Annotated in this window: 28 protein-coding genes and 1 tRNA gene; 8 read left to right on the top strand and 21 right to left on the bottom strand. The window is 55.5% G+C overall.

The window, feature by feature from the left end; translation table 11 throughout:
• Positions 1 to 40 precede the first annotated feature (40 nt).
• Positions 41 to 466, top strand: coding sequence for a hypothetical protein (locus C5Y83_RS11495; protein ID WP_105329889.1), 426 nt, complete (start codon positions 41 to 43; stop codon positions 464 to 466).
• Between the two features lie 19 nt (positions 467 to 485).
• On the opposite strand, the gene C5Y83_RS11490 is transcribed toward C5Y83_RS11495, so the two are convergent.
• The 3 genes from C5Y83_RS11490 to C5Y83_RS11480 all read right to left on the bottom strand — a co-directional run bounded on the left by C5Y83_RS11490 (position 486) and on the right by C5Y83_RS11480 (position 3,302).
• Positions 486 to 1,838 carry a mandelate racemase/muconate lactonizing enzyme family protein gene (locus tag C5Y83_RS11490; protein ID WP_105329888.1) on the bottom strand — a complete coding sequence of 451 codons (1,353 nt, stop codon included), beginning with the start codon at positions 1,836 to 1,838 and terminating at the stop codon, positions 486 to 488.
• Between the two features lie 123 nt (positions 1,839 to 1,961).
• Positions 1,962 to 2,594, bottom strand: a complete 633-nt coding sequence (locus C5Y83_RS11485) for a response regulator (RefSeq protein WP_105329887.1) — start codon at positions 2,592 to 2,594, stop codon at positions 1,962 to 1,964.
• Between the two features lie 636 nt (positions 2,595 to 3,230).
• Positions 3,231 to 3,302, bottom strand: a tRNA-Cys gene (locus tag C5Y83_RS11480).
• A gap of 245 nt (positions 3,303 to 3,547) precedes the next feature.
• On the opposite strand from C5Y83_RS11480, the gene C5Y83_RS11475 reads away from it, so the two are divergent.
• Both C5Y83_RS11475 and C5Y83_RS11470 read left to right on the top strand, forming a co-directional pair.
• On the top strand, positions 3,548 to 3,877 hold the full coding sequence (locus tag C5Y83_RS11475) for a hypothetical protein (RefSeq protein WP_105329886.1): 330 nt from the start codon (positions 3,548 to 3,550) through the stop codon (positions 3,875 to 3,877).
• 150 nt (positions 3,878 to 4,027) lie between these two features.
• Positions 4,028 to 4,366, top strand: coding sequence for a hypothetical protein (locus tag C5Y83_RS11470; RefSeq protein ID WP_105329885.1), 339 nt, complete (start codon positions 4,028 to 4,030; stop codon positions 4,364 to 4,366).
• A 101-nt stretch (positions 4,367 to 4,467) separates the two neighbouring features.
• Here C5Y83_RS11470 and C5Y83_RS11465 read toward each other — a convergent pair whose 3' ends face one another.
• The 4 genes from C5Y83_RS11465 to C5Y83_RS11450 form a co-directional block, all read right to left on the bottom strand.
• Positions 4,468 to 4,737, bottom strand: a complete 270-nt coding sequence (locus C5Y83_RS11465; protein WP_146117747.1) for a hypothetical protein — start codon at positions 4,735 to 4,737, stop codon at positions 4,468 to 4,470.
• Positions 4,738 to 4,852: 115 nt separating this feature from the next.
• Positions 4,853 to 8,428: an efflux RND transporter permease subunit gene (locus tag C5Y83_RS11460; RefSeq protein ID WP_105329883.1), complete on the bottom strand. Its 3,576-nt coding sequence runs from the start codon at positions 8,426 to 8,428 to the stop codon at positions 4,853 to 4,855.
• A gap of 45 nt (positions 8,429 to 8,473) precedes the next feature.
• Positions 8,474 to 9,754 (bottom strand): efflux RND transporter periplasmic adaptor subunit, encoded by a 1,281-nt coding sequence (locus C5Y83_RS11455; protein WP_105329882.1) that lies wholly within the window; start codon positions 9,752 to 9,754, stop codon positions 8,474 to 8,476.
• Positions 9,751 to 10,224, bottom strand: a complete 474-nt coding sequence (locus C5Y83_RS11450) for a MarR family winged helix-turn-helix transcriptional regulator (protein WP_105329881.1) — start codon at positions 10,222 to 10,224, stop codon at positions 9,751 to 9,753. The genes C5Y83_RS11455 and C5Y83_RS11450 overlap by 4 nt, the downstream gene beginning before the upstream one ends.
• Positions 10,225 to 10,429: 205 nt before the next feature.
• On the opposite strand from C5Y83_RS11450, the gene C5Y83_RS11445 reads away from it, so the two are divergent.
• Both C5Y83_RS11445 and C5Y83_RS11440 read left to right on the top strand, forming a co-directional pair.
• The gene (locus tag C5Y83_RS11445) at positions 10,430 to 11,224 is read left to right on the top strand and encodes a hypothetical protein (protein ID WP_146117746.1); all 795 of its coding nucleotides are present in this window, start codon (positions 10,430 to 10,432) and stop codon (positions 11,222 to 11,224) included.
• Between the two features lie 99 nt (positions 11,225 to 11,323).
• Complete coding sequence (locus C5Y83_RS11440) at positions 11,324 to 11,734, top strand: nucleotide pyrophosphohydrolase (RefSeq protein WP_105329879.1); 411 nt, start codon at positions 11,324 to 11,326, stop codon at positions 11,732 to 11,734.
• Between the two features lie 17 nt (positions 11,735 to 11,751).
• Here C5Y83_RS11440 and C5Y83_RS11435 read toward each other — a convergent pair whose 3' ends face one another.
• The 7 genes from C5Y83_RS11435 to C5Y83_RS11405 are packed head-to-tail and all read right to left on the bottom strand — an operon-like array spanning position 11,752 to position 14,704.
• Positions 11,752 to 12,129, bottom strand: a complete 378-nt coding sequence (locus C5Y83_RS11435) for a hypothetical protein (RefSeq protein ID WP_105329878.1) — start codon at positions 12,127 to 12,129, stop codon at positions 11,752 to 11,754.
• Positions 12,130 to 12,174: 45 nt separating this feature from the next.
• Positions 12,175 to 12,573, bottom strand: coding sequence for a hypothetical protein (locus C5Y83_RS11430; protein ID WP_105329877.1), 399 nt, complete (start codon positions 12,571 to 12,573; stop codon positions 12,175 to 12,177).
• Between the two features lie 21 nt (positions 12,574 to 12,594).
• Positions 12,595 to 13,014, bottom strand: coding sequence for a hypothetical protein (locus C5Y83_RS11425; RefSeq protein ID WP_105329876.1), 420 nt, complete (start codon positions 13,012 to 13,014; stop codon positions 12,595 to 12,597).
• A gap of 33 nt (positions 13,015 to 13,047) precedes the next feature.
• Entirely contained in the window at positions 13,048 to 13,449 is a 402-nt protein-coding gene (locus C5Y83_RS11420) for a hypothetical protein (protein ID WP_146117745.1), read from the bottom strand.
• A 10-nt stretch (positions 13,450 to 13,459) separates the two neighbouring features.
• Positions 13,460 to 13,849, bottom strand: coding sequence for a hypothetical protein (locus C5Y83_RS11415; protein ID WP_105329872.1), 390 nt, complete (start codon positions 13,847 to 13,849; stop codon positions 13,460 to 13,462).
• A gap of 7 nt (positions 13,850 to 13,856) precedes the next feature.
• Positions 13,857 to 14,285, bottom strand: coding sequence for a hypothetical protein (locus tag C5Y83_RS11410; protein WP_105329869.1), 429 nt, complete (start codon positions 14,283 to 14,285; stop codon positions 13,857 to 13,859).
• Between the two features lie 56 nt (positions 14,286 to 14,341).
• The gene (locus tag C5Y83_RS11405; RefSeq protein WP_105329867.1) at positions 14,342 to 14,704 is read right to left on the bottom strand and encodes a hypothetical protein; all 363 of its coding nucleotides are present in this window, start codon (positions 14,702 to 14,704) and stop codon (positions 14,342 to 14,344) included.
• 165 nt (positions 14,705 to 14,869) lie between these two features.
• On the opposite strand from C5Y83_RS11405, the gene C5Y83_RS11400 reads away from it, so the two are divergent.
• Positions 14,870 to 15,478, top strand: coding sequence for a nitroreductase family protein (locus tag C5Y83_RS11400; RefSeq protein WP_105329864.1), 609 nt, complete (start codon positions 14,870 to 14,872; stop codon positions 15,476 to 15,478).
• A 151-nt stretch (positions 15,479 to 15,629) separates the two neighbouring features.
• On the opposite strand, the gene C5Y83_RS11395 is transcribed toward C5Y83_RS11400, so the two are convergent.
• Complete coding sequence (locus tag C5Y83_RS11395; RefSeq protein WP_105329862.1) at positions 15,630 to 16,040, bottom strand: hypothetical protein; 411 nt, start codon at positions 16,038 to 16,040, stop codon at positions 15,630 to 15,632.
• Positions 16,041 to 16,426: 386 nt separating this feature from the next.
• The gene (mnmA, locus tag C5Y83_RS11390; RefSeq protein WP_105329859.1) at positions 16,427 to 17,551 is read right to left on the bottom strand and encodes a tRNA 2-thiouridine(34) synthase MnmA; all 1,125 of its coding nucleotides are present in this window, start codon (positions 17,549 to 17,551) and stop codon (positions 16,427 to 16,429) included.
• 232 nt (positions 17,552 to 17,783) lie between these two features.
• On the opposite strand from mnmA, the gene C5Y83_RS11385 reads away from it, so the two are divergent.
• Positions 17,784 to 19,904, top strand: a complete 2,121-nt coding sequence (locus tag C5Y83_RS11385; RefSeq protein WP_105329857.1) for a prolyl oligopeptidase family serine peptidase — start codon at positions 17,784 to 17,786, stop codon at positions 19,902 to 19,904.
• Positions 19,905 to 20,015: 111 nt separating this feature from the next.
• Here the strand turns inward: C5Y83_RS11385 and C5Y83_RS11380 are convergent, their stop codons facing one another.
• From C5Y83_RS11380 to C5Y83_RS11365, 4 genes are all read right to left on the bottom strand, one after another.
• Positions 20,016 to 20,561, bottom strand: a complete 546-nt coding sequence (locus C5Y83_RS11380; RefSeq protein ID WP_105329854.1) for a hypothetical protein — start codon at positions 20,559 to 20,561, stop codon at positions 20,016 to 20,018.
• 90 nt (positions 20,562 to 20,651) lie between these two features.
• Positions 20,652 to 21,245, bottom strand: a complete 594-nt coding sequence (locus C5Y83_RS11375) for a hypothetical protein (RefSeq protein WP_105329851.1) — start codon at positions 21,243 to 21,245, stop codon at positions 20,652 to 20,654.
• A 148-nt stretch (positions 21,246 to 21,393) separates the two neighbouring features.
• Positions 21,394 to 22,272 (bottom strand): endonuclease/exonuclease/phosphatase family protein, encoded by an 879-nt coding sequence (locus C5Y83_RS11370; RefSeq protein ID WP_105329849.1) that lies wholly within the window; start codon positions 22,270 to 22,272, stop codon positions 21,394 to 21,396.
• A gap of 37 nt (positions 22,273 to 22,309) precedes the next feature.
• Positions 22,310 to 22,942, bottom strand: a complete 633-nt coding sequence (locus C5Y83_RS11365; protein WP_105329846.1) for a DUF6000 family protein — start codon at positions 22,940 to 22,942, stop codon at positions 22,310 to 22,312.
• A 161-nt stretch (positions 22,943 to 23,103) separates the two neighbouring features.
• Between C5Y83_RS11365 and C5Y83_RS11360 the strand changes: the two genes are divergently transcribed.
• Complete coding sequence (locus tag C5Y83_RS11360; protein ID WP_105329844.1) at positions 23,104 to 24,129, top strand: phosphotransferase enzyme family protein; 1,026 nt, start codon at positions 23,104 to 23,106, stop codon at positions 24,127 to 24,129.
• A 98-nt stretch (positions 24,130 to 24,227) separates the two neighbouring features.
• Here C5Y83_RS11360 and glyA read toward each other — a convergent pair whose 3' ends face one another.
• Positions 24,228 to 25,481: a serine hydroxymethyltransferase gene (glyA, locus tag C5Y83_RS11355; protein WP_105329842.1), complete on the bottom strand. Its 1,254-nt coding sequence runs from the start codon at positions 25,479 to 25,481 to the stop codon at positions 24,228 to 24,230.
• Positions 25,482 to 25,639 lie beyond the last annotated feature (158 nt).

The following is a 25,639-nucleotide window of genomic DNA, read 5'->3' as shown; positions in this document are numbered from 1 at the left end:
AAGATTGCGACGACAACCATCATCCTGGAGTAGATACAGAATGACCAAGCTGATCCCCTTCACTTTTGTTTTGGCCATCGTTGCCATGACCACTCAGGTCAACGCCCAAGAAATGAAGGTTGTCGACAACAACGAGACAACGGCCAACAAGCCCGTTTCGGTGGACGAGATCCCTTCGCTGGGGAACGCCACTCCAGAGATGTGGTTCTACCTTCAAGAGATGCGTCGCTACGACGACCCTGCTTTGGCTCGACGTCGTCGTGCTGAGCTGACGGCAGCTGCTCGTCGTGCTCGCTTGTTCTCGCAGCAATGGTACGGTATCAGCAACTTGCGTCCGACCGCGAACGCAGTGCCCATGATGTACCGCTACTCGGCTCACGAATCGAACCTGCCGTACGACGTTCACTACGAAACGTTCTATCGCCAGGCTGCGACGCCAGTAACCGGCGGTCCTCGCCAGTTCTAATTGGTTTGAGCCAAGCGATCTAAAAGCCTAGCCCGGGACCGGTTAACACGCCGGTCCCGACAGTTCCGTCGGTGATCTCAAACATCGACGGAAATTGCTTGCGCCAAGCTTCGTTTCCGGCCGGACAATATTGTCGGCCATTTCCTTCGATCGCCGCGATCGTTGGAATTCTGGCTGCCAGGCTGGCTGAATGTAGGAACGATGCTCCGGGGCAAGTCAGGTCCTGCACACATAGAAACAGACCGTACTTCTGCGCCGCAGCACCCATTAAGAGTGCTTCCGAGTGTCCCTTACAGGCTTTGAGGGCAACGCCACTGTAACCTTGCTCACGAGCCAGGAAAAGGCTTTCCAGGTCGATCAGCGATTCGTCGATCACGACCGGCTTGATTTTCGCGGCCGCGTGCATCTTGTTTTCGGGATGCTTCTTCAGGTCGCGATGTGTTGGCTGCTCGATATATTGCACTCGATCGAGCGCGTTGGGGCTGGTCTCTTTCAACTTGGCCAGGAACTCGAGCACATAGTCAACGCTGGCGCACTTCTCGTTGAAGTCGAGCGAATAGTACCAGGCATCGAGGCCTCGCCCTGCTTGGACATTGCTCGAAACGGAGTCAATCTTCGCCACACGCGCAACATCCCAGGCCAGGTCGTCACCGTTCAGCTTGATTTTCAGGTGAGAGAGCCCATCGGCCAAAATCCAATCGGCCAATGTCTCTGGGAGGCCATCTCCGACGGGGGATTCCAGTTCGCTATCGTCCAGAGGATCGAGCGCGCCAACCAGGTGATAAAGCGGCATTTTTGCTTGTGGCTCGCGCGAAGTATAGTGATCGAGGTACTCTCCCTGGAAGTCGGCGTTCAGGAAGCTGCTCAGATCTTCATTGATGTACTCGGCGCCCAACGTATTGTAGCTGTTCAGGCCCAGGGCCTTGCCATATGCATCGTGGATCGCAGCATCAATCGGACTGGCGGCGACCAGTAAAGCCAACATTGGAATGGCCTCAGGCAGCGAGCGATCTGCCTCGACCTGCTTGCCAATTTCCAGCAATGGACCGTGCAGCGAACGGGCATGTTGCAGCGGGTGAGCGGCTTCCGACAAGGTGGCTGCTCGGCCGGCAAAGCGGTTGGCGACTTCCACAAGCGAGGCCAGTGTCTCGCCGCTCTCGACCTTCTGCGATGGCCATCCCCAGACGTTGCCCATCGTCATCGAGCCGAAGCCTTTACCGACTTTTCCGTCACGCGTCTCGACGGTGACGTCGACGTTAAAAAGCGTGACATCCGTGACGACTCGCCCGCCAAATTTCATCGGAGAGCGATACTGAATGGTTTCCGTCGAAGGCAGAACTTCGCGGACGACGATATCGGTAGGCTTGGTCATGGTGGCTCTTTCGGGCAGAAGAAAGGTAGGAGCCACCCATCGTAAATGTTATCAGGCGACGTGCAATTACCCACGTCGCCTGAACGAGTTAGACATTAGTCGAGTTGAAATCGCCCGATATCGTTACACAAGGCCTTTGCGTACCGCCCAGACGGCTGCCTGGGTACGATCGGAAACGCCAACTTTGCGAAGAATGTGCTGGACGTGTTCTTTGACCGTCTCGTAGCTGATATGCAAAGCTTGGGCGATTTCTTTGTTGGTCAATCCAAGCGCCAATTGGCGAAGGACTTCGCTTTCACGCTGGGTGAGAGGCACTTCGACGTCGGCGTTCAGGCGTGGGGTTGCCAGAGCACCCGTCACACGACGAAGTTCATCGCGGGTCCAAGCGTTTTCACCACGGTGTGCGGTGCGGATTGCGTCCAGCAAACGATCCTTGGGGTCTCCCTTCAAGACGTAACCGGCAGCGCCCAAAGCGACGGCGCGAGCCACGTAGGTCGGGTTGTCGTAGGTCGAAAGGACGAGGATCGCCAAATTGGGGTGATCGAGTTTGAGGCGACCCAGGGTAGTCAGGCCGTCTCCATCAGGCATGCGAATATCCAGCAGTACCACGTCCGGTTTGACTTCATCGACCATTGATATCGCGGAGTCACCGGTGGCGGCTTCTCCCACAATTTCGATATCGCTATCGGCGACAAGAGTTCTTAGTCCGAATCGGACAACTTCATGGTCATCCGCAACTAACAGTCGAATAGCCATCAATTACTCCACATCATCTCGTTAGGTCCGCATCACGAAGTCTTGGAAGCATTTCCCTAGGCACGAGTTCCCAATCGGTTGGCAATTAGGTTCCGTGGTTGTTGCATCTACTGGCCGGCGGATGCAGGCGATACGGCACTTGTCCAATTTGTTGTTGTTGATTTTGCCCATCTATCATTCCGAGTCGGTGCCATCGCGGTAATGACGAAAAAATCCTTGCACATGACTCGACTACCCCCGTGGTGTTATGGCTGACAAAGCATACCACCCACTAGAGATAGGTTAACTTAACCCATGAAAATTGCTAGGGCGGACACCCGCAATGGTCTTAGTATCCGGAATCCGGAGCCCAAAAAACACGGAATTTCCAAACACTTACGGCAATCCGCTTGCGGCACTCCCGCAGGGGGTTTCCCCTTTAAGCCTAGTCCAAGTCGGCTCATTTTTCGCCTGGACCTTCGCAGCTTGCGTAAATGCCGCAGAAGGGTGTATAGGAAAAAACTGAAAATTAATCTGGCGCAAGAATGAGCACAATGAAAAATGTACGAAAATCTTGACAGAAATGCACCTCGGTACCAGACACGCCCGAGGATCCGACCGGGAGAGAGCCTCCCGGTGTGAGAAAATGAAAGAAAGAGGCGCCGGCCGGATTCGAACCGGCGATGGCGGATTTGCAATCCGCTGCCTTAGCCACTTGGCCACGGCGCCTTAAAAGAGGAGAACCTCAGTGATTGGAATGATTATTCCAAATTCGCTGAGTTTGACAATGGTATCGACCGTTTCCAGCCACCCTCTTTATTCATTTTCTTAACATCTGGCAAGCTTTCGCTAGTTGGCAGAAAGCGTTTCCTTAGCAGGAATCTGCTGTCCTGGCCCAGCTCCGTTCGATTCCCTTATTACGGCGATGTCACGTCATGGACTCGACAAGGCAGAAGGAAAAAAGGAATCGTGCGATGCGTCGGCTTTTAGCTTGGGTCACCAGTTTCTCCCGGAAGGACCGAATCGTCAACCAAGCGGTTCGCGAACTAACTGAAATCGCACAACAAAGAGCGAATTTGTCTGCCAGCATTGCTGCCTCAGATCAGGCGATCGGTTATCAGCAGGCACGCCTACGTCGCTTGGTCCGCGAGTATCTCGCTTCGCTCGAGCATGGACGAGGCCAGTGGTCCAGCGCGATGCGGAATCGTCTGACGCACGCGGTCTTGGAAAAGCTTGGCCAGCAAAACCTTGCCGCAGCGGTCGTTCCCGTCGCGGTTGCGCAGGCGCCCCGACAAGCGGCATAACCGTTAGCCTCGCCGCGAATTGCTAGCTTTTTCCGCGGTGGTGGCAAAGCCAGGCATCAACGATCATCGCTTCTGCCGATCTCGCTTAATGAAGTCATCCGCAGACTTTGATTCTGCGACCCCCTCTCATGCCTACGCGAGGTCCTTGCCATGAATGCTACCGAAAACAAACTTCCCGATCTGCGGAAACTGAACCAACGGCTTGCCTTCAATAGTGTACGGGTGCAAGCCTTTCTCGAAGGGTTATCGCCTCGCTTGGACAGCCTGGTCGAAGCGGTTAGCTCTGGAAACATGGCCGAAGTGGGACGCCTGAGCCACTTCATTTATCGCTGTTGCGATGTGTATGGCTATGAAGAACTAGCCACGATGGCGGGAGAGGTTTGCGAGGCTGCGGCAGGTTGCGAGACGCAAGACGTCGTTGGACGCAAAGTCATTCGCTTAGTAGGAGCCTTTGCTCGAACATCGAACCAGGCGGTAGCGGCCACGTAATTCGGCCTGATTCACGCCTCTGAACTCATTAGGCCGCATTGGGAGTCATGCGGCCGATTGCCGGAATCGAGCATAGCACGGAGCCTGGAACTAACAGGCTGTTAACCTTGTTCCAGCTTTTTGAGTCGCTCTTCCTTCTCTTTCGCTTCCTGGCGTTCCTTCTTCCGCATTTCTTCGTTCTCGCGATTGGTGCCCATCCCCACGACGGCGACACCCGCACCGACCAATAGCACGACGGTGATGTAGTTTAGAACCCAGCTCTTGCCTTCTTCCTCTTCCTTCTTTTCGTCTTGGGCAAATGCCGGCGAGGCCAGCATCGGGAGGACGAGCAGGGACAAAACGATCCAGAATCGTCGTAGCTTGTTCGACATCGATAATACCTGAGAAGGAAAACGGCGTTGCACTAGATCTCTAGTTTAACCTCAACTTCCTACGCCGCAAAACCAGGGTTCGCGGCAAGGAATCAGGCACTCGGTTCCCGCTGAACTAGTTTTCCGTGAATGGGTTACCACCCGGAGCGGTGGCGTATTCGGGCTCGGCTTGAGGAACCGGTTCAACGGCCTTCGGCGGAAGGTGCGTTTCTTCGTCATCCTCGTAGAACCGACCAAACAAGCGATCGAACGTTTCAACGGTCAGGCTGAATAAGCTGGGGACCAACACCAAGGTCAGGAAGGTCGAAACCAACAAACCACCCAGCACCACGCTTCCCAGTCCGCGATACAGTTCGCTCCCAGAGCCTGGGAAAAGCACCAACGGCATCAGTCCCAGCACGGTGGTCATCGTGGTCATGAAAATCGGTCGAATTCGTGAACGCACGCTTTCGAGCACGGCATCTTGCAGCGAGAGGCCATCTTCACGCATGTAATTGAGCGCCTGGTGAACGATCAGGATCGGGTTGTTCACAACGGTACCGATCAAGATCACGAAGCCTAGCATTGTCAGCACATCGAGTGGCTGCAGAACGAACAGGTTCAACAGCGACAACGCCATCACTCCGCCGACGGCACCCAGCGGCACGCTGAGGATGATCACGAATGGATAAATCCAAGATTCAAACAACGCGGCCATTAAGAGGTACGTGATCAGTAACGCCAACAGCACGTTCAGCCGAAGCGACATCCAGGTATCTTGCAGCTTGTCGGCCGTGCCGGAAAGAGCCACGCGGTATCCATCGGGAATCGCCCCCTGCTCTTTCAAGTTGACGAGAATCGCCGAGATCTTATTCATGGCGTCTTCCAGCGCCATTTCGCGTGGCGGTGAGACCTCAATCGTGATCGATCGCATGCGTTCGCGGTGATTCACTTGTTCCGGACCGCTGGTCAGAGTGACGTCGGCCACGGCCTCCAGTGGAATCAGTTCGCCCCCTGGGGTTGCGATCGGTAACGTGCCGATTTTTTGTGTCGAGTCGGCGAACTGCGTCTCGCCAATGATCGTGAGGTCGATCTTCTTTCCATTCAGGAAATAGTCACCGGCATAAGCACCATCGATCAGGGCATTGGCCGTATAGCCAAGGTCGGCACTGCTGACGCCCATTTCGGCAGCTTGAACCAGCTTCGGTTCGATATGAACTTCCGGGCTGGAAAGGTCCAAGCTGGGAACCGGACGAGCTTGAGTGTTTTCAGGCAAGGCACCTTTCGAGGCACCGAATACGGAGCGTCCAATCCCAACCAGCGTTTCCAGGTCGGGACCGGTGATCTCGACGTCAATTGTTCGCCCAGCGGTCAAACCTTGTTCGAACAAGCTTGATTGTTTCGCAACGGCGAAGGTGCCTGGCAACTTCGATCCGACACGTTGCACCAAGTTTACCAATTCGCCGGCGCGTTGATCATCGTAGGTACGCAAGCCCATAAACACCTGGCGCCCCCGAGCCACAAAGAAGAAATCGCTGATCGGCGGAAACTCGGCGTTCAGGACTTTAGGGTCGGTGGGATCGACGTCCCAGTAGGGTCGCAAATCTTCTTCGACTTGTTCGCCCATCGCCATCAACTGGTCGATATTGTAGCCTGGCGGAGGAAGCAAAATTCCGAACACCAAGTTGCGATTGCCGGTCGGCAAGTATTCGACTTTTGGCCAGAGGGCCCAACTGGTCAGTCCGGTTGCCACCAAGATCAGCGTGATCACGCCCACGCGGCGAAGCGTGGTTTGCATTAGCCACCGATTCAAACCGACGACCCAGTCGATTGTCTTTTCGCCCAGCTTGTTGATGCTTCCCTCAATTCCAGAAATCGCAGCAGGCGATGTGGCGTGGGAGCCCTTTTCGGTAACCGGGGACGAGATATGCCCGTTTTTCTCCGGAGCTCCTTTGCGATTGCGATGAAAAAGGCGCGAGGCAGCTGTCGGAATCACCGACATCGATACGACCAACGAAAGCGCGACGGCCGCACTAATAGCCAAGGCAATGTCTCTAAACAACTGCCCCGCTTCTTCTTGAATGAACACGATTGGTAGAAACACGGCGACGGTGGTTGCCGTCGAAGCGAACACGGCCCCCCAAACTTCACTGGTCCCCTTCGATGCCGCTTTTAGTGGGGAATCTCCCATCTGGTAATAGCGATAGATGTTCTCCAGCACAACGACGGCGTTATCGACCAGCATCCCGACGGCGAACGCCAAGCCCGCCAGGCTGATCACATTCAGTGATCGACCGAGAATCCCCAACACGAGGAATGTCCCCACGATACTGGTTGGAATCGCCAAGGCGACCACCAACGCACCACGAGCAAACCAGAACCCAGCGGTCAGCAGCAATATCAGGCAAGGCAAGAACAACCAGCCGTTAACCGTTGCCGAGCCAATCGCCAACGCCATGGCCGCTGGAATGAGGAACAATGTCCGTGCCCCGAGATGCAAGAACAGCATCAGCACGCAAACGGTCAACGCACCACCGATGAAAATGTTTTGCTGCACCAGATCGACCGACGAATAGATGTAATCGGTTTCGTCGTACACCTGGACGAGTTGCAGGCCTTTCGACTTCAGCAGGCCGTTATCAAGTTCCTCACGAACTTGCTGTAATCCGTCCATCACATCAAGCACGTTGGCATTGGTTTCGCGGACACAGTTAATCCCGATGCTCGACTCACCAAATCGACGCATGATGCCGTTTGGTTTCTTGTAACCGTGACGCACTTCCCCAATATCGCGAACGTAAACGGGCACTCCTTCGCGAACGGCCAGCAGTTGATTTTCCACTTGTTCCGTCGAGCGAAACTGACCCAGCGTTCGCACAACCCAACGGCGTTTACCTTCCCAGAAGTCACCAGCGGACGTGTCTTCATTTTGGCCAGATAGCACGCGACGGACATCGTTGATGGTTAACTGCCGAGCCGCAAGTCGTTCGGGATGGACGACCACTTGGATTTCGTCCTCCAAGCCGCCAATCACGTTCGACTGCGAAACTCCTTTCACTCGCTCGAATCGAGCCTCGATCTCGTCCTCAGCGAATCGTTTCATCGTCATCACGTCGAGACTCGCCGGCGGAGCAAGTTCCGCGAACTCTGGATGGGCTTCGGCCGCATTGCGCAAGCGAAGCATCTGGACGCCCACGTTGGGTGAGAATTCGATCTCGTCCAGTTCCGCGGTAAACTCAGGGTGCTTACTGCGGAACTCGTCGAATTGCTCCTTAGATGGCTTGCGCGGACCAAGTACAAACCAGGCGATGGGGCGATCGGAAGAGTTGGCCGTGGTGATCACCGGTTGGTCGGCGTCTTCTGGATAGTTCGGAACTTGAGCAAGGCGGCTGTTGACCTTCAACAGTGCCTCTTCCATATTCGTCCCGACCAGGAATTCGAGTGTGATGGTTGCTTTCGAGTCGGTGCTTTCGGAAGTCATCTTCCGAATTCCTTCCACACTCTTCAGCTGCTCTTCCTGTTCGACGACGATTTCTTGTTCGATCTCTTGAGGGCTGGCGCCAGGCCAGGCTGTCTCGATGGTGATCGTGGGCGTTTGCACCTCTGGCGTCAGCTGCATCGGCATCTGGAACAATGCGACGGTTCCGAACAACGCAACCAGCAACACGCCAACGGCGACTTTGACCGGATTATTGAGGAAGAAGTTAATCATGGGACAAGCTTGAGGCGGGAGAGTTGAGTGCGGGAATCGACGCGGTTAGCTGCCGGCGGTTTGGTTCTCAGTCGTGGGGATAATCGAAATGGGCTGGCCTGGGCGAAGACGCTCGTTACCACGCGTCACCACCTGATCGCCTGGCTGGATCTCACCAAGGACCTCGATCAAGCCACCGTCTGCTTCACCCAGCTGAACCGTAACTGGTTTCGCGGTCAGGCCGTCGGCCGACTTAGCCACGGTGTATAGCATTGGTGCTGGGCCACCCAGAACGATCGCATCTTTAGGAACTAACTTGGCCACTTTCTGCTGGCCAGCTTGTAGCAGGACATTCCCCATCATGCCCGATTTGAGCATGGGTTTGCCGTCGACCAGTTCGTTCTTGATTCGAATTTTGACAGGAAAGGTTCGAGCCCGGACATCTGCGGAAGGATTGATCGAGAACACCTTTCCGCTGAAGGGATGTCCCTTGTAAGCGAAGACTTCCACGGTGACCTCTTCGCCTAGCTGAACGTAAGGAATATCTTGTTCCGGAACGTTGGCCACGACATCGACCGAATCGAGATGGGCGACCTCGGCAATCGGTCCACCAGAACTCGCCCAGGCACCAACCTCCGTCGACTTCTTCACGATATATCCATCGAAACGCGTACGGATCGTGTACTTCTTAATCCGATCTTCCAGTTCGTCGGCGATGGCCTGCTGCATGGCGACGCGCGCCTTGGCTTGGGCGATTTGTTCCGCACGCGGTCCAGCGACCGACAAGTCGTAAGCCGCTTTCGCTTCCAGGAACGCCTGCTTGGCGGCATCCGCGGCCGAGACCGCTTCGTCACGCACTTCGGCCGAGGTAACCTTCTGGTTGGCGTACAAGTCCTCGGCTCGCTTACGACGTAGTTCGAGATAACGCATCCGAGCTTCGGCTGCGAGCATGCGGGCTTTCATTTGCTCGATCTCTTCCGGCCGGGTCCCGTTCTCCATCTCTTCCAGCTCGGCTTTACGAACATTCAGTTCCGCTTTGGCGGCTTCCCACTGCAGATTGATCGTGTGGGTTAGCAATTGGGCAATCGCAGCTCCGTTCTCGACGCGATCGCCTTCTTCGTAGTTGAACTCGATCACGCGACCATCGACCGCGCTACCAAGAATTGCTTGCTGCGTCGGTCGAACCGTTCCGACGAACGGCTTGCGGGTGGCGATCTCCTTCTGCTCGACGGTTGCGGTACGAACCGGAGCCGGTGGAGGTGCTTTGCCTTGGGCGAGCAGTGACGAACCGATCGCCAACGAGAGCAGCAAAGATGTCGAAATATGGAGAGGGAAAGTCGTATTCATGATTGGTGTGTAGCGACTTCTGAGGAGGTAGGCGTTGATGACGTTCCGCCGAGGTTTTGCAGAACGCGACCGAGGAGTGCGTGAAGCTGATCGACTTCATGAGGCGTTAGCCCCTGAACGGCTTCCTGACGTATTTTGTTTAAAACCGCGACAATCTTTTTCCAAACCGGTTCGGCGGCAGGTCCGACTTCGAGGTACTTCTTGCGGCGATCGAAGGAGCAACTAACCCGTTGGATCCAATGCAAGGTCTCCATGCGAGTCATGATGCCAGCGAGTGTGGGTGGTTCGATGAGCATGCGTCGAGCGAGTTCGCTCTGCGTTAACGACCCGTCATATTTCAGCCAGGCTAACACTTGAAACTGACGAAACGTGATACCGAAGGGGCGCAGCTCGCTATCCACCCGTTGTTGGTATTGGTGAGCCGTAAGTGTGATCCAATAGCCCGTGCTGGCTTGGAAATCGTACTGCATACCGTACTCGCGAGTGGTGTTTAGTTAGCCTTCCTAAATAATTATGGCTTGGAACAAATAAATTAGTCAAGGAAATTCTGCTATCACAGAGTGCGACTCCTACAATCGTTAAACTTCCTTGCGCGATTCTGACGATGAAGCAGAACGACGCCAGATTAGCGAGGCGTGCGCGGTGAGTTTCTTAGCCTTTTAGCGTGGTAGCGACATGGCACAGTACAACAGCAACATCCGAAACCGGGTGCCCGGTCTCTCGAAAATGTTCGCCGGTTTGGTCCTGACGGCCTCGACCCTGGCTACGATCTCCCCGGTTTGGGGGCAGTACACCGGCGAGTCGCGCTGGTCCGTTGCCAATCCTCCGACGCCCACGCTGGTCGATCAAGGGAACGTTCGCCGCGACGATCAATTACGTCGCCTCCCTCCCATTGATCAGGTCAGCCCACCGAACTACTCCCCTGCTCCGTCGCCTGAAGTTGGGCCTCGCCAGCCAGGCGGGAATGCGCCAGAAAGTCCTCTTGATGTGGCTGCTAAAGCGGCGAATGCACAGCCAGTCGATTGGTCGAATCCCCGCGTAACGATTGGGCCAGATTCGCGCGTTGTTAGCCACGAAGAAGCACTCTCGACACCTCAAAATCGACCATCCCGCTACTCGAGTGCTCCAGCCGCTCAGCCTCAATCGCCCACTTCCCAAGGTGGATCGCGGTTCACGCAAGCTGCTCCGGTTGCCCCTGTAACGCAAGACGACGGTTCGTCTGCAGGTAAACCGAAATCAGGCAATTCAGTCTTTGCCCGCGTGTTCGACGAAAACGAGGAAACCATCGAGCAGGCATCGATGCTAGAGCCGATCGCCCAACCACAAGTTGCCCAGAAGCCGGTTACTGAAGGGCCAACTGACGAGGTCGCGGCCGTCGACTCAGGTCTTTCGCCGATCTTTGCTTGCCGTCTGCTTGGCTTGCCAGCAACAAACGGTGAAGAAGAAGCCGAACCTGCCACACAGTGGTAGTTACCGGTTGAACTGGACGGCAATATCTCCAATCATGACACGCACGCCGCCTGTGCTACGTTGGCACAACGCGGAATCGAATGTCTGAGGGAGATTCGCATGACCAGCGATCCGCAAAGCTTAGCCCAACGCATCGACGCGATTTCTGACGATCTGCAAACGCCCGTCGGGCAACTGCGCGAAATGGTCGCGCACTTTGTCGCCGAACGAGACTGGCATCAGTTCCACGCCCCCAAGAACATCAGCATGGCCTTGGCCGTGGAAGCGGCGGAACTGATGGAACATTTCCAGTGGATCACCGTCGAGGCCTCGCGTTCTGACATCGAGGCCGACAAGCGAGCTGCCATCGGTGAAGAAATCGCAGACGTGATCTGCTATGCCATGGCGCTTTGCAACGAAATGGGTTTCGACGTGGCAACTCTGATGCGCGAGAAGATGAAGAAGAACGTCGCCAAGTATCCGGCGGATAAATTCAAAGGACGGTATGGGAAAGACGATCCGCCCAAGTAGTAGCTTCCTATCGCGATTCAAGAGAAGCTGCTAAAGAACAGGATCAGCGAAATCAGTATGTAGATGAAGAATGCATCGGCCGCGAAAACCAAGCCGTTAAGAAGGATGCCGGCAAGCAGATGGGGCCAGGCGATCGACCACTGCTTGCGGACAAAAATCGCATGAATTGTCATGACCACTCCGGCGATCATCAACAGCAGCGAGATCCCAAAGAGAACCAAAAACAACGGCGTTCCGGCAAAGCTTGACGGAAGGTAGAACGCGCTAGCGAACAGCGTACCGCTTGCCAACGGCAACGCCCAGGCAAGCCAGATGTGACGTGCTGCTTCAACCTCAATCAATCCGCCATCGCTTGGCGTTGAGGGAGATTCGAACGGATTGTCGTCTCGGATCAAGCTGATGATTCTGCTTCCTGGAGGAGCGATAGTGGGGCCCGCTTGTTAACGGCTTGCTCCGATGCCAGCACAGGCAACGATCACCAGAAAGATTAACAGGCCATTGAAGGTCAAGCCATACAGGGCATTACGCCGCGCAGTGGGATTTGACTTCGAGACGATGATGTTGAAGAGCGTGAACAGCACGCCACCTCCAAAGCAGAGCAGAATTCCGAACAAAAAGACGACGTTGTGAAGTCCAGGTGTCGCGAGAAGGACGATTCCCAGCAAAGGAACCCACGCAGCAAGGGGAAAAATCCACGCCAGAGAACCAAGACCGAAGCCCGTTTCCTCTGGAGCGGCGGCCTGGGGCTCTTCTTTCTCCGATTCGGTCTCTCTTTCTGGGCCTTCTGCCTGCGAGCGAAGTTCTGCCGGAGACTCGAACGGGTTGGATGTTTCCTTCATGAAGTGATTCGCTAAAACAGCTTACTTCAGCAATTGAAGCGCAAAAAAGTGAATCCACATTCCGATCGCGGCAATGGTGGATATGACTAGCGAGATCGAGATGCTTCCTGCGATCAAATGGTAACCGACATTGGGGATGCGTTTTAACGCCTTAAGACCGAGCATCGTTGCGAACACGCCCCCAACCAAGAAGATGATCGTACCCCGGCCCAAGGCTGTCTGCGTTTCGGGCGAAGGTAGCAACGATTGGTCAGAAACCCTATTTACAAAGACAACCAGCAAGAGGCCTTCCGCGATCAGCGGCATGCCCCACGCGGACATCGCCATGATCGGGATAAGGCTCGCCCATGCGGACGATGAATTAAGGGCGTTTGTCGGCTGAGTCGAGGCTCGAGTCTCGCAAGGAGATTGAAACGGACTGTCTTTACTAATCGATTCCATGGAAAGGTGTCTTCGATCGCTTTAAGAAGGCGATCATAGGTCGGTCACGGCAAGTTCAGCGATCCCAGCGCAGCCGAGGAGCATCAGGAAAAAAAGCAGGACAATCACCCCCATTCCGAAACCTGCATGGGTGCCCGCTTCAGGAATCTGTTTGTTCCAACTGGCGGCATAAATCGCATATGCGAGCCCCAAAAGTAGGCAGAACAAGGTGGCAACTAGCAACGGCACGCCGAAGGTAGCGACTCTCGGACCGAACAGCAAAAGTGCGATAGCAGCGAAGTAACACGCCGCGCCAAGCGTAGGCAACTGCCAGGCAAGACGGGCCGCACGTATAACACTGTGACTCTTCTCTTCCGATACCGAGGGTTGAGAGCCCTCCGGCTTGCAGGGCGCAGCCGGAGATCGGTACGGATTGTCGTCGAACTGATCGTTCATCCGATCCACTTCAGAGATTCCAATAGTCGATGACGGGCCATTCGATCAAGCAGAGTCCGGTCAAAGCGGCAATCGTAACAACTCCGAGGAAAAGGTTCGCCATCACTGCCCAGCGGATGTGCTTGCTCACCGGTGGATTGTATTCCCGCAGTACGAAGGCATAAATCGTGCAGCGAATGCCAAAGAAGAGACTGACACCGCAAACGACCAAAACTCCGACCAGGAACACAAAGTTCAGGCGAACTCCGGTCATGAATAACCATTGAAAACAGCTTGCCACGCCGATCAATGGAACCATCCAGCCAACCCGACCGTACCGCATCACCGACTCCCGCGTGATGTCGGTTACCTCGGCGGTTTGGGGAGATCCGAACGGATTGTCTTTTTCTGAGGCGTCCATAGTTGGTTTACTCGTTATCCGGCCAGGCTGCTGCTTCCACGGTTGGCAACGGCCTGGCCGCCGGGACTGGGCTCGGGACATTGAGAAACAGATAGGCCACGCCAGAACACAAGATCCCGGTCAGGAACATATTCGCGGTGAGGCCGCCCAGCAGATGTGGCCATACCCCTTCGTAACCGCGGGCCATGATCAAGCCGTAAGCGAACATCGTGATTCCGAATACCCAGCAAAGCATAATCATCATCAGCACCAGGACGCTCAGCGACGTTGCGATCGGCAAGGCCGAGATCGCTATGCCGGCCACCCCCAACAGCACGCCGATCAACGGAAACTGCCACGCGAGCGCGACCCGCCGCAAGATAACCTCGCGGGCAACTTGGGGCGTGTTGGTTTCCGCCGGCGAAAGGTATGGGTTGTCTTCGTTGGGTTGCATCATGCGGTGGAGAGTGATTTTAGAAATGGATTAGAGAGACGTTGAAATGTCATCGAGGATTAAACCGTGGACCAATAACCGATCATGCCCAGCAGTATTACGCTTGTCAGTATTAAGCCGCAAATACCCCCGAGGATCGCGTGGCCGAACGCATGTGGGTAATCACGCGAAACGACAATTCCGTAAGTAGTCATTGCGAAACCTGCGAGCCAGAAAACGAGCGTGACTAGCAACAGGATGACCGCTAAGAGGAAAACGATCTTGAACTGGGAAAGGTAGCCTGCTCCCACGAACAGCAAGAACCCGATCATCGGAAATACCCAAGCCAGACTGGCCCGTTCCAGGATCGTGTCTGGCGAAAGTTCGGCTTCCTCCGCTTCGCTGGGAGACTGATATGGGTTTTCGTCCGACGAGGATTTCATAACTGCTTACCGGCGAGGGATTTCGCTTGCTGCTTTTTAACAGAAATCGGCAAAACTTCCCACGATCGTTTTGTGGAGGTGTCTGGTGAAAAAAATCCTTTCGGGCCACAATGGAAGACGAATCAAATCCACCAGACGATTGAAATCTAACGCGGAAATAACGGCATGGAAACCTTCGACGCCATTTACGGCCGCCGGTCGATCAAGCATTACCACCCTGACCACGAACTGACCGACGACGAAATCAACAAGCTGATGGAAGCGGCCATCCAGTCGCCGACTTCGTTCAATATTCAGCACTGGCGGTTCGTATTGGTTCGGGATAAGGAAACCAGAGAGCAACTTCGCGCCGCGGCTTACAACCAAGCCCAGGTTGCCGACGCGTCGCTGCTCATCGTGCTGACGGCTGATCTGGAAGCTCATGGCAAGGAGCCAGATCGCTACTGGAAGAACAGCCCACCGGAAGTCGCCGAGAAGCTGGTGAAGATGCTCTTTGGTCTTTACGACAAGAAGCCGCAACTCCAACGCGATGAAGCGATGCGTTCAATGGGCATTGCCGCCCAAACCATCATGCTGGCCGCCAAGGACATGGGGTACGACACCGGCGCCCTGGTCGGCTACGATCCAGACAAAGTCGCCGAAATCATCAACCTGCCCGACGACCACATCCTCGGCATGATGATCGTAGTCGGCAAAGCGAAACAAGGCGCCTGGGGCAAACCAGGGCAGTTATCGCTGGAGGACGTGATCGTTCACGATAAGTTTCCCAAGTAATAGGTCAGTTGTAGGTCAGGCTGTGCCTGACACGAAGCGGCGTGTGGTTGTGCAGCGCGATTGCGCGTGTGGCGGTTGGTATCTTCCTGGGTGGCGATGCGTGTACCCGGGGCTTGTCAGGCAGTGCCTGACCTACGGGATTGTGGCCGCGTCACTTCCGCTTTTTGCCGCGAAATTTTCTTGGGCCGATGCGGCCGATGTAGCGTGTTCGTGTTTCGGATGGTACTTCCTCGGGGGTTATGTCCATGTCTTCGTGGACATATTCTTGGTGCGTTGAATCGAGGGGGGAGGCGATATCGTGCTCTACGTCTGACGGTTCTTCGGACGTTGGTGGTGCTGACGCGGTAACGGGCGTTTTGACTTTAGGTGGGGCGATCTTTTCCGACCGTTGCTTGAGCTCGACGCGGTCCTTTTCGTCTTTCAGCAGCACCTTGAGCATTGTTTGCACCATCCGTGAAGCTTGCAGCCGCAGGTTGAGTGGCGCGGTCAGGTCGAGGGCGATTTGCTTGGGGACTTCCAAAGCAGCTTGCCAGTGGTCGGCGGTGATGGTCAGTGCGTGCATTGTTCGATCCGTTTTGTGGTGAGGGTGATTGTTGTGTCATCGCGTAGGGTGCCGTCTTGGCGCCCCTGAGTTCGCTGAAACGACTTGCCAAGACTCGTACAAAGCGAGCGCGTACCTTCAACGCAGGGCGACTACGCTACCACGCGATTTGTTACTTGTGGGCGTTTGGACAGAGTTTGATGTGTCGAGACACTCCCTACGATTTCTTGCACAGCCGCGTGCTGGTCAGGTGGATCCAAAGGCCTGACCGGCTTGGCTTTTTGTGTGAACACATGTATACCATAGAAGTGTTTCACACACCAAACGAAAGTTTCGACTTTTTTGCCGCGGCCTGACCAATCCTGGTAAGTCAGGCTGTGCCTGGCAGGCAGCGGAGAGAGGGTGATCTACTCGATCCACCCGCCACCCAGGACCGTGTCGCCGTCGTAGCAGACCACGGCTTGTCCGGGCGCTACGCCATTGCGTGGCTGGTCGAAGGTGACCGCGATGCGGTTTTCGGTAAGTACCGTTACCGTCGCCGGCAAAGCGGGGCTGTTGTAGCGGATCATCGCGTCGCAGCGGAATGTGTCGCTGGTTGGCTCGATCAGCCAGTTACAGCGGTTCGCGGTTAGCTCGGCGCGGCCCAGTTCTTCGATCTTGCCCAGCACGACGCTGTTGCTAATCGGATCGATCCTGGTGACATAGTGTGGTTCGCCCAAGGCAATGCCGAGGCCTTTCCGCTGGCCGATCGTGAAACGCTCGATGCCGTCGTGTTGACCGACGACGGTACCATCCGTCAGGACGAAGTCGCCAGAGGTTTGGGCGTCGGGTCGTCGCTGCTTGACGAACTGATCATGCTTGCCGGAGGTCACGAAGCAGATCTCTTGGCTGTCTTTCTTATCGGCCACGCGCAAGCCCGTTTCGCCTGCCATCGCGCGGATTTCGTCTTTATGGAAGTCGCCGACTGGCAGAAGCATCCGCTTGAGGTATTCGCGCTGGATACCAAACAGCACGTAGGTTTGGTCCTTGCCTGGATCGATACCCCGAACCAGCTTTGGCACGCCATGGTCTTCGTCGCTCGGTAACAGTTTCGCATAGTGCCCTGTCGCGACGAATTCGGCCCCGACGCTGTCCGCGTAATCGAACAGCTTGCCGAACTTGATCCAATTGTTGCACATCACGCAGGGATTCGGGGTACGGCCGCGGATGTACTCGTCGGCGAAGTACTCCATGATCTGACCAAACTCTTGCTGCAAGTTCAGCGCGTAGAACGGTATATCCATCCGATCGGCCACACGCCGCGCATCGGCCGCGTCGGATGCGCTGCAGCAACCTTGCTTGTGGTCGGCTCGCTCGTTGAGGATTTGCAGGGCCGTGCCGCCGCCAGGGGCATCCAGCGCACAGTGAGCGATCGGCGATTCTTCCCCGTGCCGCATGAACACCCCGATGACGTCGTGTCCATCACGCTTCAACAATTGGGCGGCAACACTGCTATCGACGCCGCCGGACATGGCTAAGACTACTCGGGCCACAGATCTCTCAATTCGTTTGGCTTAGTTTTCGTACGAATAAGGCATTTTAGAAAATGTCCCCCACATTCAGACACCCCCAGCGTCGGCGGGGAACCGTGAAATGGATAAAATTGAGCCAATTCCCCCAGGTTGTCACAGCCCCGACGTGCCACGTACGATAGAACGCAACGCTAAGTGCCCGCGAAAGAAGCTGCTTTCTTAAGCGGAGCGAACTCGCATAACGGAGCAAACGATGCAAAAGACCGCCTTGCTATTTGTCGGTTTGATTTCGATTTTGTTGTCTCAGGGAGGAAACCTGGTCATGGCTCAGTCAGCCGCCGAAACACCGTCCGACGATCCCAACATCTGGCTAGAAGAAGTCACCGGAGAAAAAGCCCTCGACTGGGTTAAAGAGCAGAACGCAGAAAGCGTCGCCGCGCTGACCAAGACGGAAGACTTCCAGAAGCTGAATGACCAGATCCTGAAGATCTTGGACTCGAATGAACGTATCCCGTTCGTCGTCAAGCGAGGCCCTTACTACTACAACTTCTGGCAAGATGGCGAGCATCCACGTGGTTTGTGGCGTCGTACTTCTCCAGAGGAATACAAGAAGGAAAACCCGGAGTGGGACGTCATCATCGACGTCGACGCCCTGGCCAAAGAAGAAGGGGAAAACTGGGTTTGGCATGGTGTTTCGATTTTGCGGCCTGAGTATAAGCACGCAATGGTCAGCCTTTCGCGTGGTGGTGCCGATGCCGACGTGAAACGGGAATTCGATATGGAGACCCGCACATTTGTGAAAGATGGCTTCGAGCTACCTGAAGCGAAGAGCCGCATTTCCTGGAAAAACAAAGACACCTTAATCGTCGGAACCAATTTCGGCGAAGGCTCGCTCACCGATTCGGGCTATCCACGGATCGTCAAAGAGTGGAAGCGCGGCACGCCACTTTCAGAAGCAAAGACCATCTTCGAAGGGGAAGAAACCGATGTGAGCGTCGGTGGCACCTACGACGACACGCCAGGTTACGAACGTGAATTCGTCAGCCGGAATATTACCTTCTGGACCGGCAAGCTCTACCTGGTAGAAGATGGCAAGCTGACCGAGATTGAAAAACCTGACGACGCCGAGGTGAACGTCCATCGCGATTGGATCTTCATTCAGCCACGCAGCGAATGGGAAGTTGGTGGCAAGACGTACGAGCCCGGTACGTTGATGGTTGGCAACTTCGATGCCTATATGAAAGGGGAACGAAAGTTCTCGGTGTTGTTCGAGCCGACCGATCGGAAGTCGCTGGCCGGTTACAGTTCGACTAAGAACTTTATGCTGGTCAACGAACTGGATAACGTTCGCAACAAGATCTATCTGTGGACGCCAAACGAAGATGGCACTTGGAAACAAGAGCCGCTGCCCGGCGTGCCAGAGTTTGGCAAAGTCTCAGTCGGTGCCGTCGACGAAGAGGAATCGGATGAGTTCTTCCTGACCGTGACCGATTACATCACCCCAACCACGCTGTACCTTGGGACGGCCGGCGATCCAGAGATCGAAAAGCTGAAGTCGCTGCCGGAGTTCTTCGATGCGTCCGATCTGCAAGTCGAGCAGTTCGAAGCGACCTCGAAGGATGGTACCAAGATCCCTTACTTCCAGGTTTCACACAAAGACCTGAAGCTGGACGGATCGAATGCCACCCTGCTCTATGGCTACGGCGGTTTTGAAATCGCGCTGACGCCGAACTACTCGGCGACGACCGGTACCGCTTGGCTCAGCAAGGGAGGCGTCTTTGTCGTGGCCAACATCCGCGGCGGTGGCGAGTTCGGCCCGAAGTGGCACCAAGCTGCCCTGAAGGAGAACCGTCACAAGGCGTACGAAGACTTTATTGCCGTCGGCGAAGACCTGATCAAGCGTAAGGTGACCAGTACCCCGCATCTCGGGGTGATGGGGGGAAGTAACGGCGGTTTGCTGACCGGCAACATGCTGGTCTTGCGACCTGACTTGTTCGGCGCCGTCGTCAGCCAGGTGCCGCTGCTGGACATGAAACGGTTCCACACGCTGCTGGCCGGGGCTAGTTGGATGGGGGAATACGGCAACCCAGACGACCCAGAGCAGTGGAAGTTCATCCAAACGTTCTCGCCTTATCACCTGGTGAAAAAGGAGGTGAAGTACCCTCCGACCTTGTTCACTACCAGCACCCGTGACGACCGCGTTCACCCAGGCCACGCCCGGAAGATGGTCGCCCGGATGAAGAAGATGGGACACGGCGTGCTGTACTACGAGAACATCGAAGGAGGCCACGCCGGCGCCGCCGACAACAAACAACGCGCCTTCATGACCGCTTTGGTCTATGAATTCCTGCAGCAGGAATTGATGGGGAACTGAGGTTCGTTTGAAGTTTTCAGTGTTCAGTAAGAAGAAGCCCAGGTCAGAAATGGCCTGGGCTTTTTTCATGTTTGCAACCATCGTAGGCTACGCTGTGCGTACCAAAGCTTGCTATGGGCCTGCTTGCCCGGCAGATTGCTTTGCGCGGGCAACGGCTTCTCGGTAAGTCTCCGACGCCTTCACGGTATGAAAGAGAGCATTGCCGTATTTGTCTTCGATACGGATTTCAGCCCAAATGGTAGCGTTGGCTAAGTCTTCTTTAGGAACCCAGGCTTGGGGGACATAGAAGCCGGTGAAGCCAATGGCTTTCTGGGGCTGAGTGACACCGTCGATGATGACGACAGAATTTCTGAACCCACCTACTTGTCCCAGCAACTTACCACCTTTGGACTTGATCGACATGATCGAAATGTAACGGTGGTCAGGGTGCGGTGGGTAATTGATTTTGCAGAGCCCGCCAAGTTCATTCGTAACATCCAATTCCCACGTGACTTCCGTGGCGTCCATCATTTCGAGTGCGTAGTCAGGAGCGGAGTAACGAGAATAATCCCTCGGTTGCGAATAGATCAGAAGGGCCGCCAATATACAGATGGCCGTGATCACGACGATCATCACGCGTAGCGAGAAGCGAAACTTCAGCGGCGGAAAGTACTTCATGCGCTCGTTAGCTTTGCCAGCACCGGGGTGCTAGAAGGGAGACAAAACCCACAGTTTAGTTCGCTCTACGAAGCAGGGCAAATGGTTGGATCAGGCATAACGCGCGAAGAAGGCGTGCTCGAAGGCTTCGACCTGGTAGCGGAGCAGAAAGTGTCTGCCGTCGGCCTCGTGCATGAGGTTGCCCTTCACCTCGTCTCGGTTGTCGTGATGATGGACGGGATAAAGGGCCGAGTGGCCCATCTCGTGGAGGATGGTCATTTTGTCCTTGATGTTTTCATTGCTCATTGCGATCAGGCAGGCTGGCGCTTGGGCGCCGAGCTTGGTGCTGTGCGGCGTGATGCCGGCTCCACGTGCGGCGAACTCGCAGAAGATAATGGGAACAACAAATGGGTAGCGGGGGACTTTGTTCTTAATCCGCTCGTTCACATCCTTCCGCAGCCGCTTGTATGCTTCTTCCGTATCGGGAATGGGATCTTCGTATCGCTTCAGCGGAAGCGAATTGAAGGAATGCCTGCCTCCCTTGGCTGGCCAAAGGCTGAGGCCAATATTGTATTTGTCCAGAAGCTTCTCAGCCGCCGCAAAGTTGCCCATGTCGTCGGGCTTTTTGTAGCTTGGCAAGTAAACTGCCGCCGTTTGCAGGATGACTCGCTTGGCAGCCTTGTAGTCTCGGCTATCTGCGCTCATGAGATTGTCCTGATGGAAGTAGGGTGACCGAAAAGAGAATGGTCGAACGCGTTGACGTGCCCTACAGACGATTGTCTCACGTTACCGGCAAGAGTTGCCGACTTTTTTGAGACTTTTTTTGGCCGTTTCAAGAGACGCGACGGGCGGCTCACTTTTCTAAACGAAACGTCGTGATGACCGCCGCATGGTCCGAGGGAAATTTCTCGGCGTGCTGGGTGATGATTTTCGACTCGCTCGCCTTCAGCCCTTTCCCCTGGTAATAGATGAAATCGATCCGTTCCTGCTCTTGTTCCGGGTAACGAGGGCTCCAGGTCGAATCCGTCTTGCGGCTGATCTTGGGGGTCATTTCTCGGTACGAGTCTTTCAGCCCGGCGTCGATCAACACGTGGCTGGTCTTCCAATCGAGCACACGGTGGTATTGGGCTTTTGCCTCCTGCGTGTAATCAAGATGCGACATCGAGTTGAAGTCGCCAGCAATGATCAACGGAACGTCTTGATACTTTTCGTCTTTCAGCCGCTCTTGGATTGCGGCGAACATCTTCTTCAGGTCGTTGGCCGACGGCTGGCAGGCCGCGAGCATCTGCGCGTCGCTGCTTCGTTGGCGGATTTCAGGAAGCCAGATATCTTCGCCGTACGGCAGCCAAATGCTGTAGAAGGCGATCCGCTGCTTGCTCGGCAGTTCGAGCAAGGCCCCCACGCATTTGAATTCCTCGAATACGGAAAGATCTTCGAGCACCGGAAAGCGGCTATGGATCGAAACGTTGGTGCCGCGAGGATGAAAGCTAAACTCAAGCTCCTGGGCGATCATCTCGCCCGAACCGTACGTCTCTTGCATTGCGACGATGTCCGCTTGGGAATCGCGGATCACGTCAACAACCCGCTGCGGGCCAAGCTTCTCGCCATCGTCGCGCCCGCCATGGAGAATATTCCAAGACATGACACGGAAGCTCAGCTCTTCGGCATGGACTACGTTCGTGAACGTCGCCAGGCTAAGGGCGAAGAGCACGAGAGAACCGGTGCGGTACATTCAAAATCCTTCGTCGAAAAATGCAGAACGCTGGGAACTAATCCACCTGATCCGCGATTCGCTGGATGGCTACTAAACTCGCTTCAGTGCTGGTGAGGTAACCCTCGAGATCCCAAGTGTGTTTCTCCGCAGTGAATTCCGCCCAAAGATCGAGGTAGGCTTCATGCAGCGAAGTTCCGTTGAGGCGATCGGTATAAAACAACGCACCCATTACCGCCCCTTGATCGTAGTACAAGTCGGGGCGACGCAAGTAATGGTCGAGATATTTCGTCAAGAAGTTAACCGATTCTTGCGAATTGAATCGTGCTAAGGCCAACGCGTACCCGCCACCGGCGAAGCAAACATCGGAGCGCAGCAGCAACCGGCCAATCTGAGTACAAAAGCTTGTCCGACAAGTAATCGCGGCAAAGTAAGCGGCCGTAATGCGGGGGCGCCAATTGCAATTAGCGAGCAGGCGTCCGATCAATTGGTCGTCAATCTCGCGATGCACGGCAAGGTACGCATCTCGGAACTTGTGGAAATCACGAACCAGATTGCGCAGATAGAATGGGATGACAAATCGATCCGCAGTTGCTTGATCGAGCGGCTCGTCGGTCGACGGTACTTCCAAGTCGGCATAGTCCCCTGCCCGTCGCCGCGCGGCTGCTTCAAAGTCGTATGAGTCCGACAAAGTAGCCTCCTCCTTCGAAAACGCAGTTCTTCTTACTCCCCAAATGCAGCCATCATCTGCGGCGTGAAGGCTGAGACGATGCACTTATTGCCATCTAGGTAAGTTATAATCTCAGCCTCATTGCGGAACTTTGCAACGGGAGGCGTCCGAAGGAGCTTGCCTTGGATCCGAATCATTTGCCGGTAGACGATTCTACCCCTTATCACGAAGCCTTGGAGCAAACGTTCGATCGTTGGGACCTTGTGCCTGAGAAGACGGTGCTGATACGTGATGGGCTGAACCATGTATTCGGGACGGAGTCGATGGATGGCGAGCCGGTCATCGTGCGGATCGGCGATGGTGCGCTGCGAAGTCACGGCGAGGTCGCTGGCGAGCTGCTCTGGCTGAATCATCTCAACCGGAAAGGTTGTACGGTAACCACGCCGATCCTATCGCGCCTGGGGGAACTGCTAGAGACGATCGAGACAAATCACCGCGTGATGCACGTGGCTTGTTTTGAGCGATTCGCCGGTGAGACAATTTATCCGCTGGTCGACACGCGCTGGAATGACGAGTTATTCGAAAAGCTGGGGCGCGAAGTTGGTCGCATCCATCGTGCTTCGGACGAACTTTGTCTGCCGCCGGAGCAAAACCGGAAGCATTGGTACGAAAGCAAGTTGACCCAATTTGCCGCCCCGCTTCCCGCCGCTTACAACGGGGAGGTTGTGCGGGCGATGACGGCGTTTCTCGACGAACTACGCAAGCGTCCGACAGTTCCTCGGCACTATGGCCTCGTGCATCGCGATCTGCACGCCGGTAATTTCCTGGTCGAAGCGGGACAGATCCAGGTCATCGACTTCGATTTAGGCTGTTACGGCTGGCGAACCATGGACCTAGGCATGATCCTTTTCGCCCACTACCTGTATCCTAGCTCGTGCGTACCGAATGCATCGCCGGCGTTGACCAGCCACGTTCTGGGGAAGCTGGTAAGCGGCTATCGGGAAGAGTACCAGCTAGATGACGCGCAGCTCGAGACGCTGGAAGATGCCATCTTAGTTTCGACGATCCTGAACTATCAGGTCATGAAGCCTGCGGTCGATCACTGGCAGGTCGCCCTGGGTAATCCCGCCGTGCATGTTAATGAAAGCATCGCCTGGATCGAGCAGCTTTGGATACGTGGCGAGAAGCTGGAGATCATCCGCCCGTAAGCCGGAATGAGCGTCGGCGCAATCCGGCAGATTTTCAAAGCGATCTCAAGCTAAGCTGGAATGCGCTGACGCTTATTCCACCCTACGTAGACCCTCTCTTAGTGCAGTTCGACCGGTTGACCTGGCACGGGGAATTGTTCGCATAGCGAGGCGACTTCGCCGCGGATGCGGCCATGCACGGCGGCGTCTTCTGGGGCTTTCAGTGCTTCTAGAATCCAGCCGCCGATTTTCTTCATTTCTTCCGTCTTCATGCCCCGCGTGGTCAAAGCTGGCGTGCCGATACGGATACCGCTGGGGTCCATCGGCTTGCGTTCGTCGAACGGAATCATGTTCTTGTTGACCGTGATGCCGCTGGCACCGAGGGCGTTTTCAGCGGCGGTGCCGGTCGTGCCGACGGCGGTCACGTCGACCAGCATCAAGTGGTTTTCGGTGCCGCCGGAAACCAACTTCAAACCGCCTGACATCAGCGTGTCGGCCAAGGTCTTGGCATTGTCGACGACCTGCTGAGCATATTGTTTGAACTCTGGCTGCAAGGCTTCCTGGAAGCAGATGGCCTTTCCGGCGATCACGTGCATCAACGGTCCACCCTGGGTACCTGGGAAGACGTTGCGATTGATCATCTTGGTGTGCTCTTCCTTGCACAGGATGAGTCCGGAACGAGGGCCGCGGAGTGTCTTGTGGCAGGTGGTCGTCACGAAGTCGGCATACGGGACCGGGCTATTGTGGATGCCGCCTGCGACCAAACCGGCGTAGTGAGCCATGTCGACGAACAGCTTGGCCCCAACATCGTTAGCGATCTCAGCGAACTTTTCGTGTGGAATTTCACGCGGGTAAGCGCTGGCCCCCGCGACGATCAGCTTCGGCTTGTGCTCTTTGGCCAGCTTAGCGATCGCATCGAAGTCCAGCCGGTGCGTTTCGCGGTCGACGCCGTAGCTGATGAAGTTGTACAGAATGCCCGAGACGTTCAGCTTCATGCCATGCGTCAAGTGACCGCCGTGGGCCAGGTCTAAACCAAGCACGGTATCGCCTGGTTGGATGGCCGTCAGGTAAACGGCGAAGTTGGCCTGCGAACCGGCGTGCGGCTGAACATTGGCATGCTCGGCACCGAACAGCTGCTTGGCGCGGTCGATGGCCAGTTGTTCGATCACGTCGACATGTTCGCAACCGCCGTAGTAACGACGACCTGGGTAGCCTTCGGCGTACTTGTTGGTCAAAACACTACCAACCGCCTGCTGAATGGCGGCGCTGGTGTAGTTTTCCGAGGCAATCATCTCCAAGCCGTCCGCTTGACGCACTTGTTCGGCTTCGATGGCGGCCCAGACTTCAGGATCGTTTTGCTTAATTAAGTTCATGCCAGCGTGTTGGGAAAGACCGATTGAGGTGCCCCCAGAGCGAACCTATGCCCCGGAAAGAATATTGAATTGTCGGAAAGCGGCTAGCATTCGTCAACGGGCACAGATGCCCCGGTTTTCGACCGATACAGATCTCGCTTTTGGCTCGCAATTTAGGG

Source organism: Blastopirellula marina, assembly GCF_002967765.1.
Taxonomy (GTDB): domain Bacteria; phylum Planctomycetota; class Planctomycetia; order Pirellulales; family Pirellulaceae; genus Bremerella; species Bremerella marina_A.
This window is presented reverse-complemented; position numbering and strand designations above follow the sequence as displayed.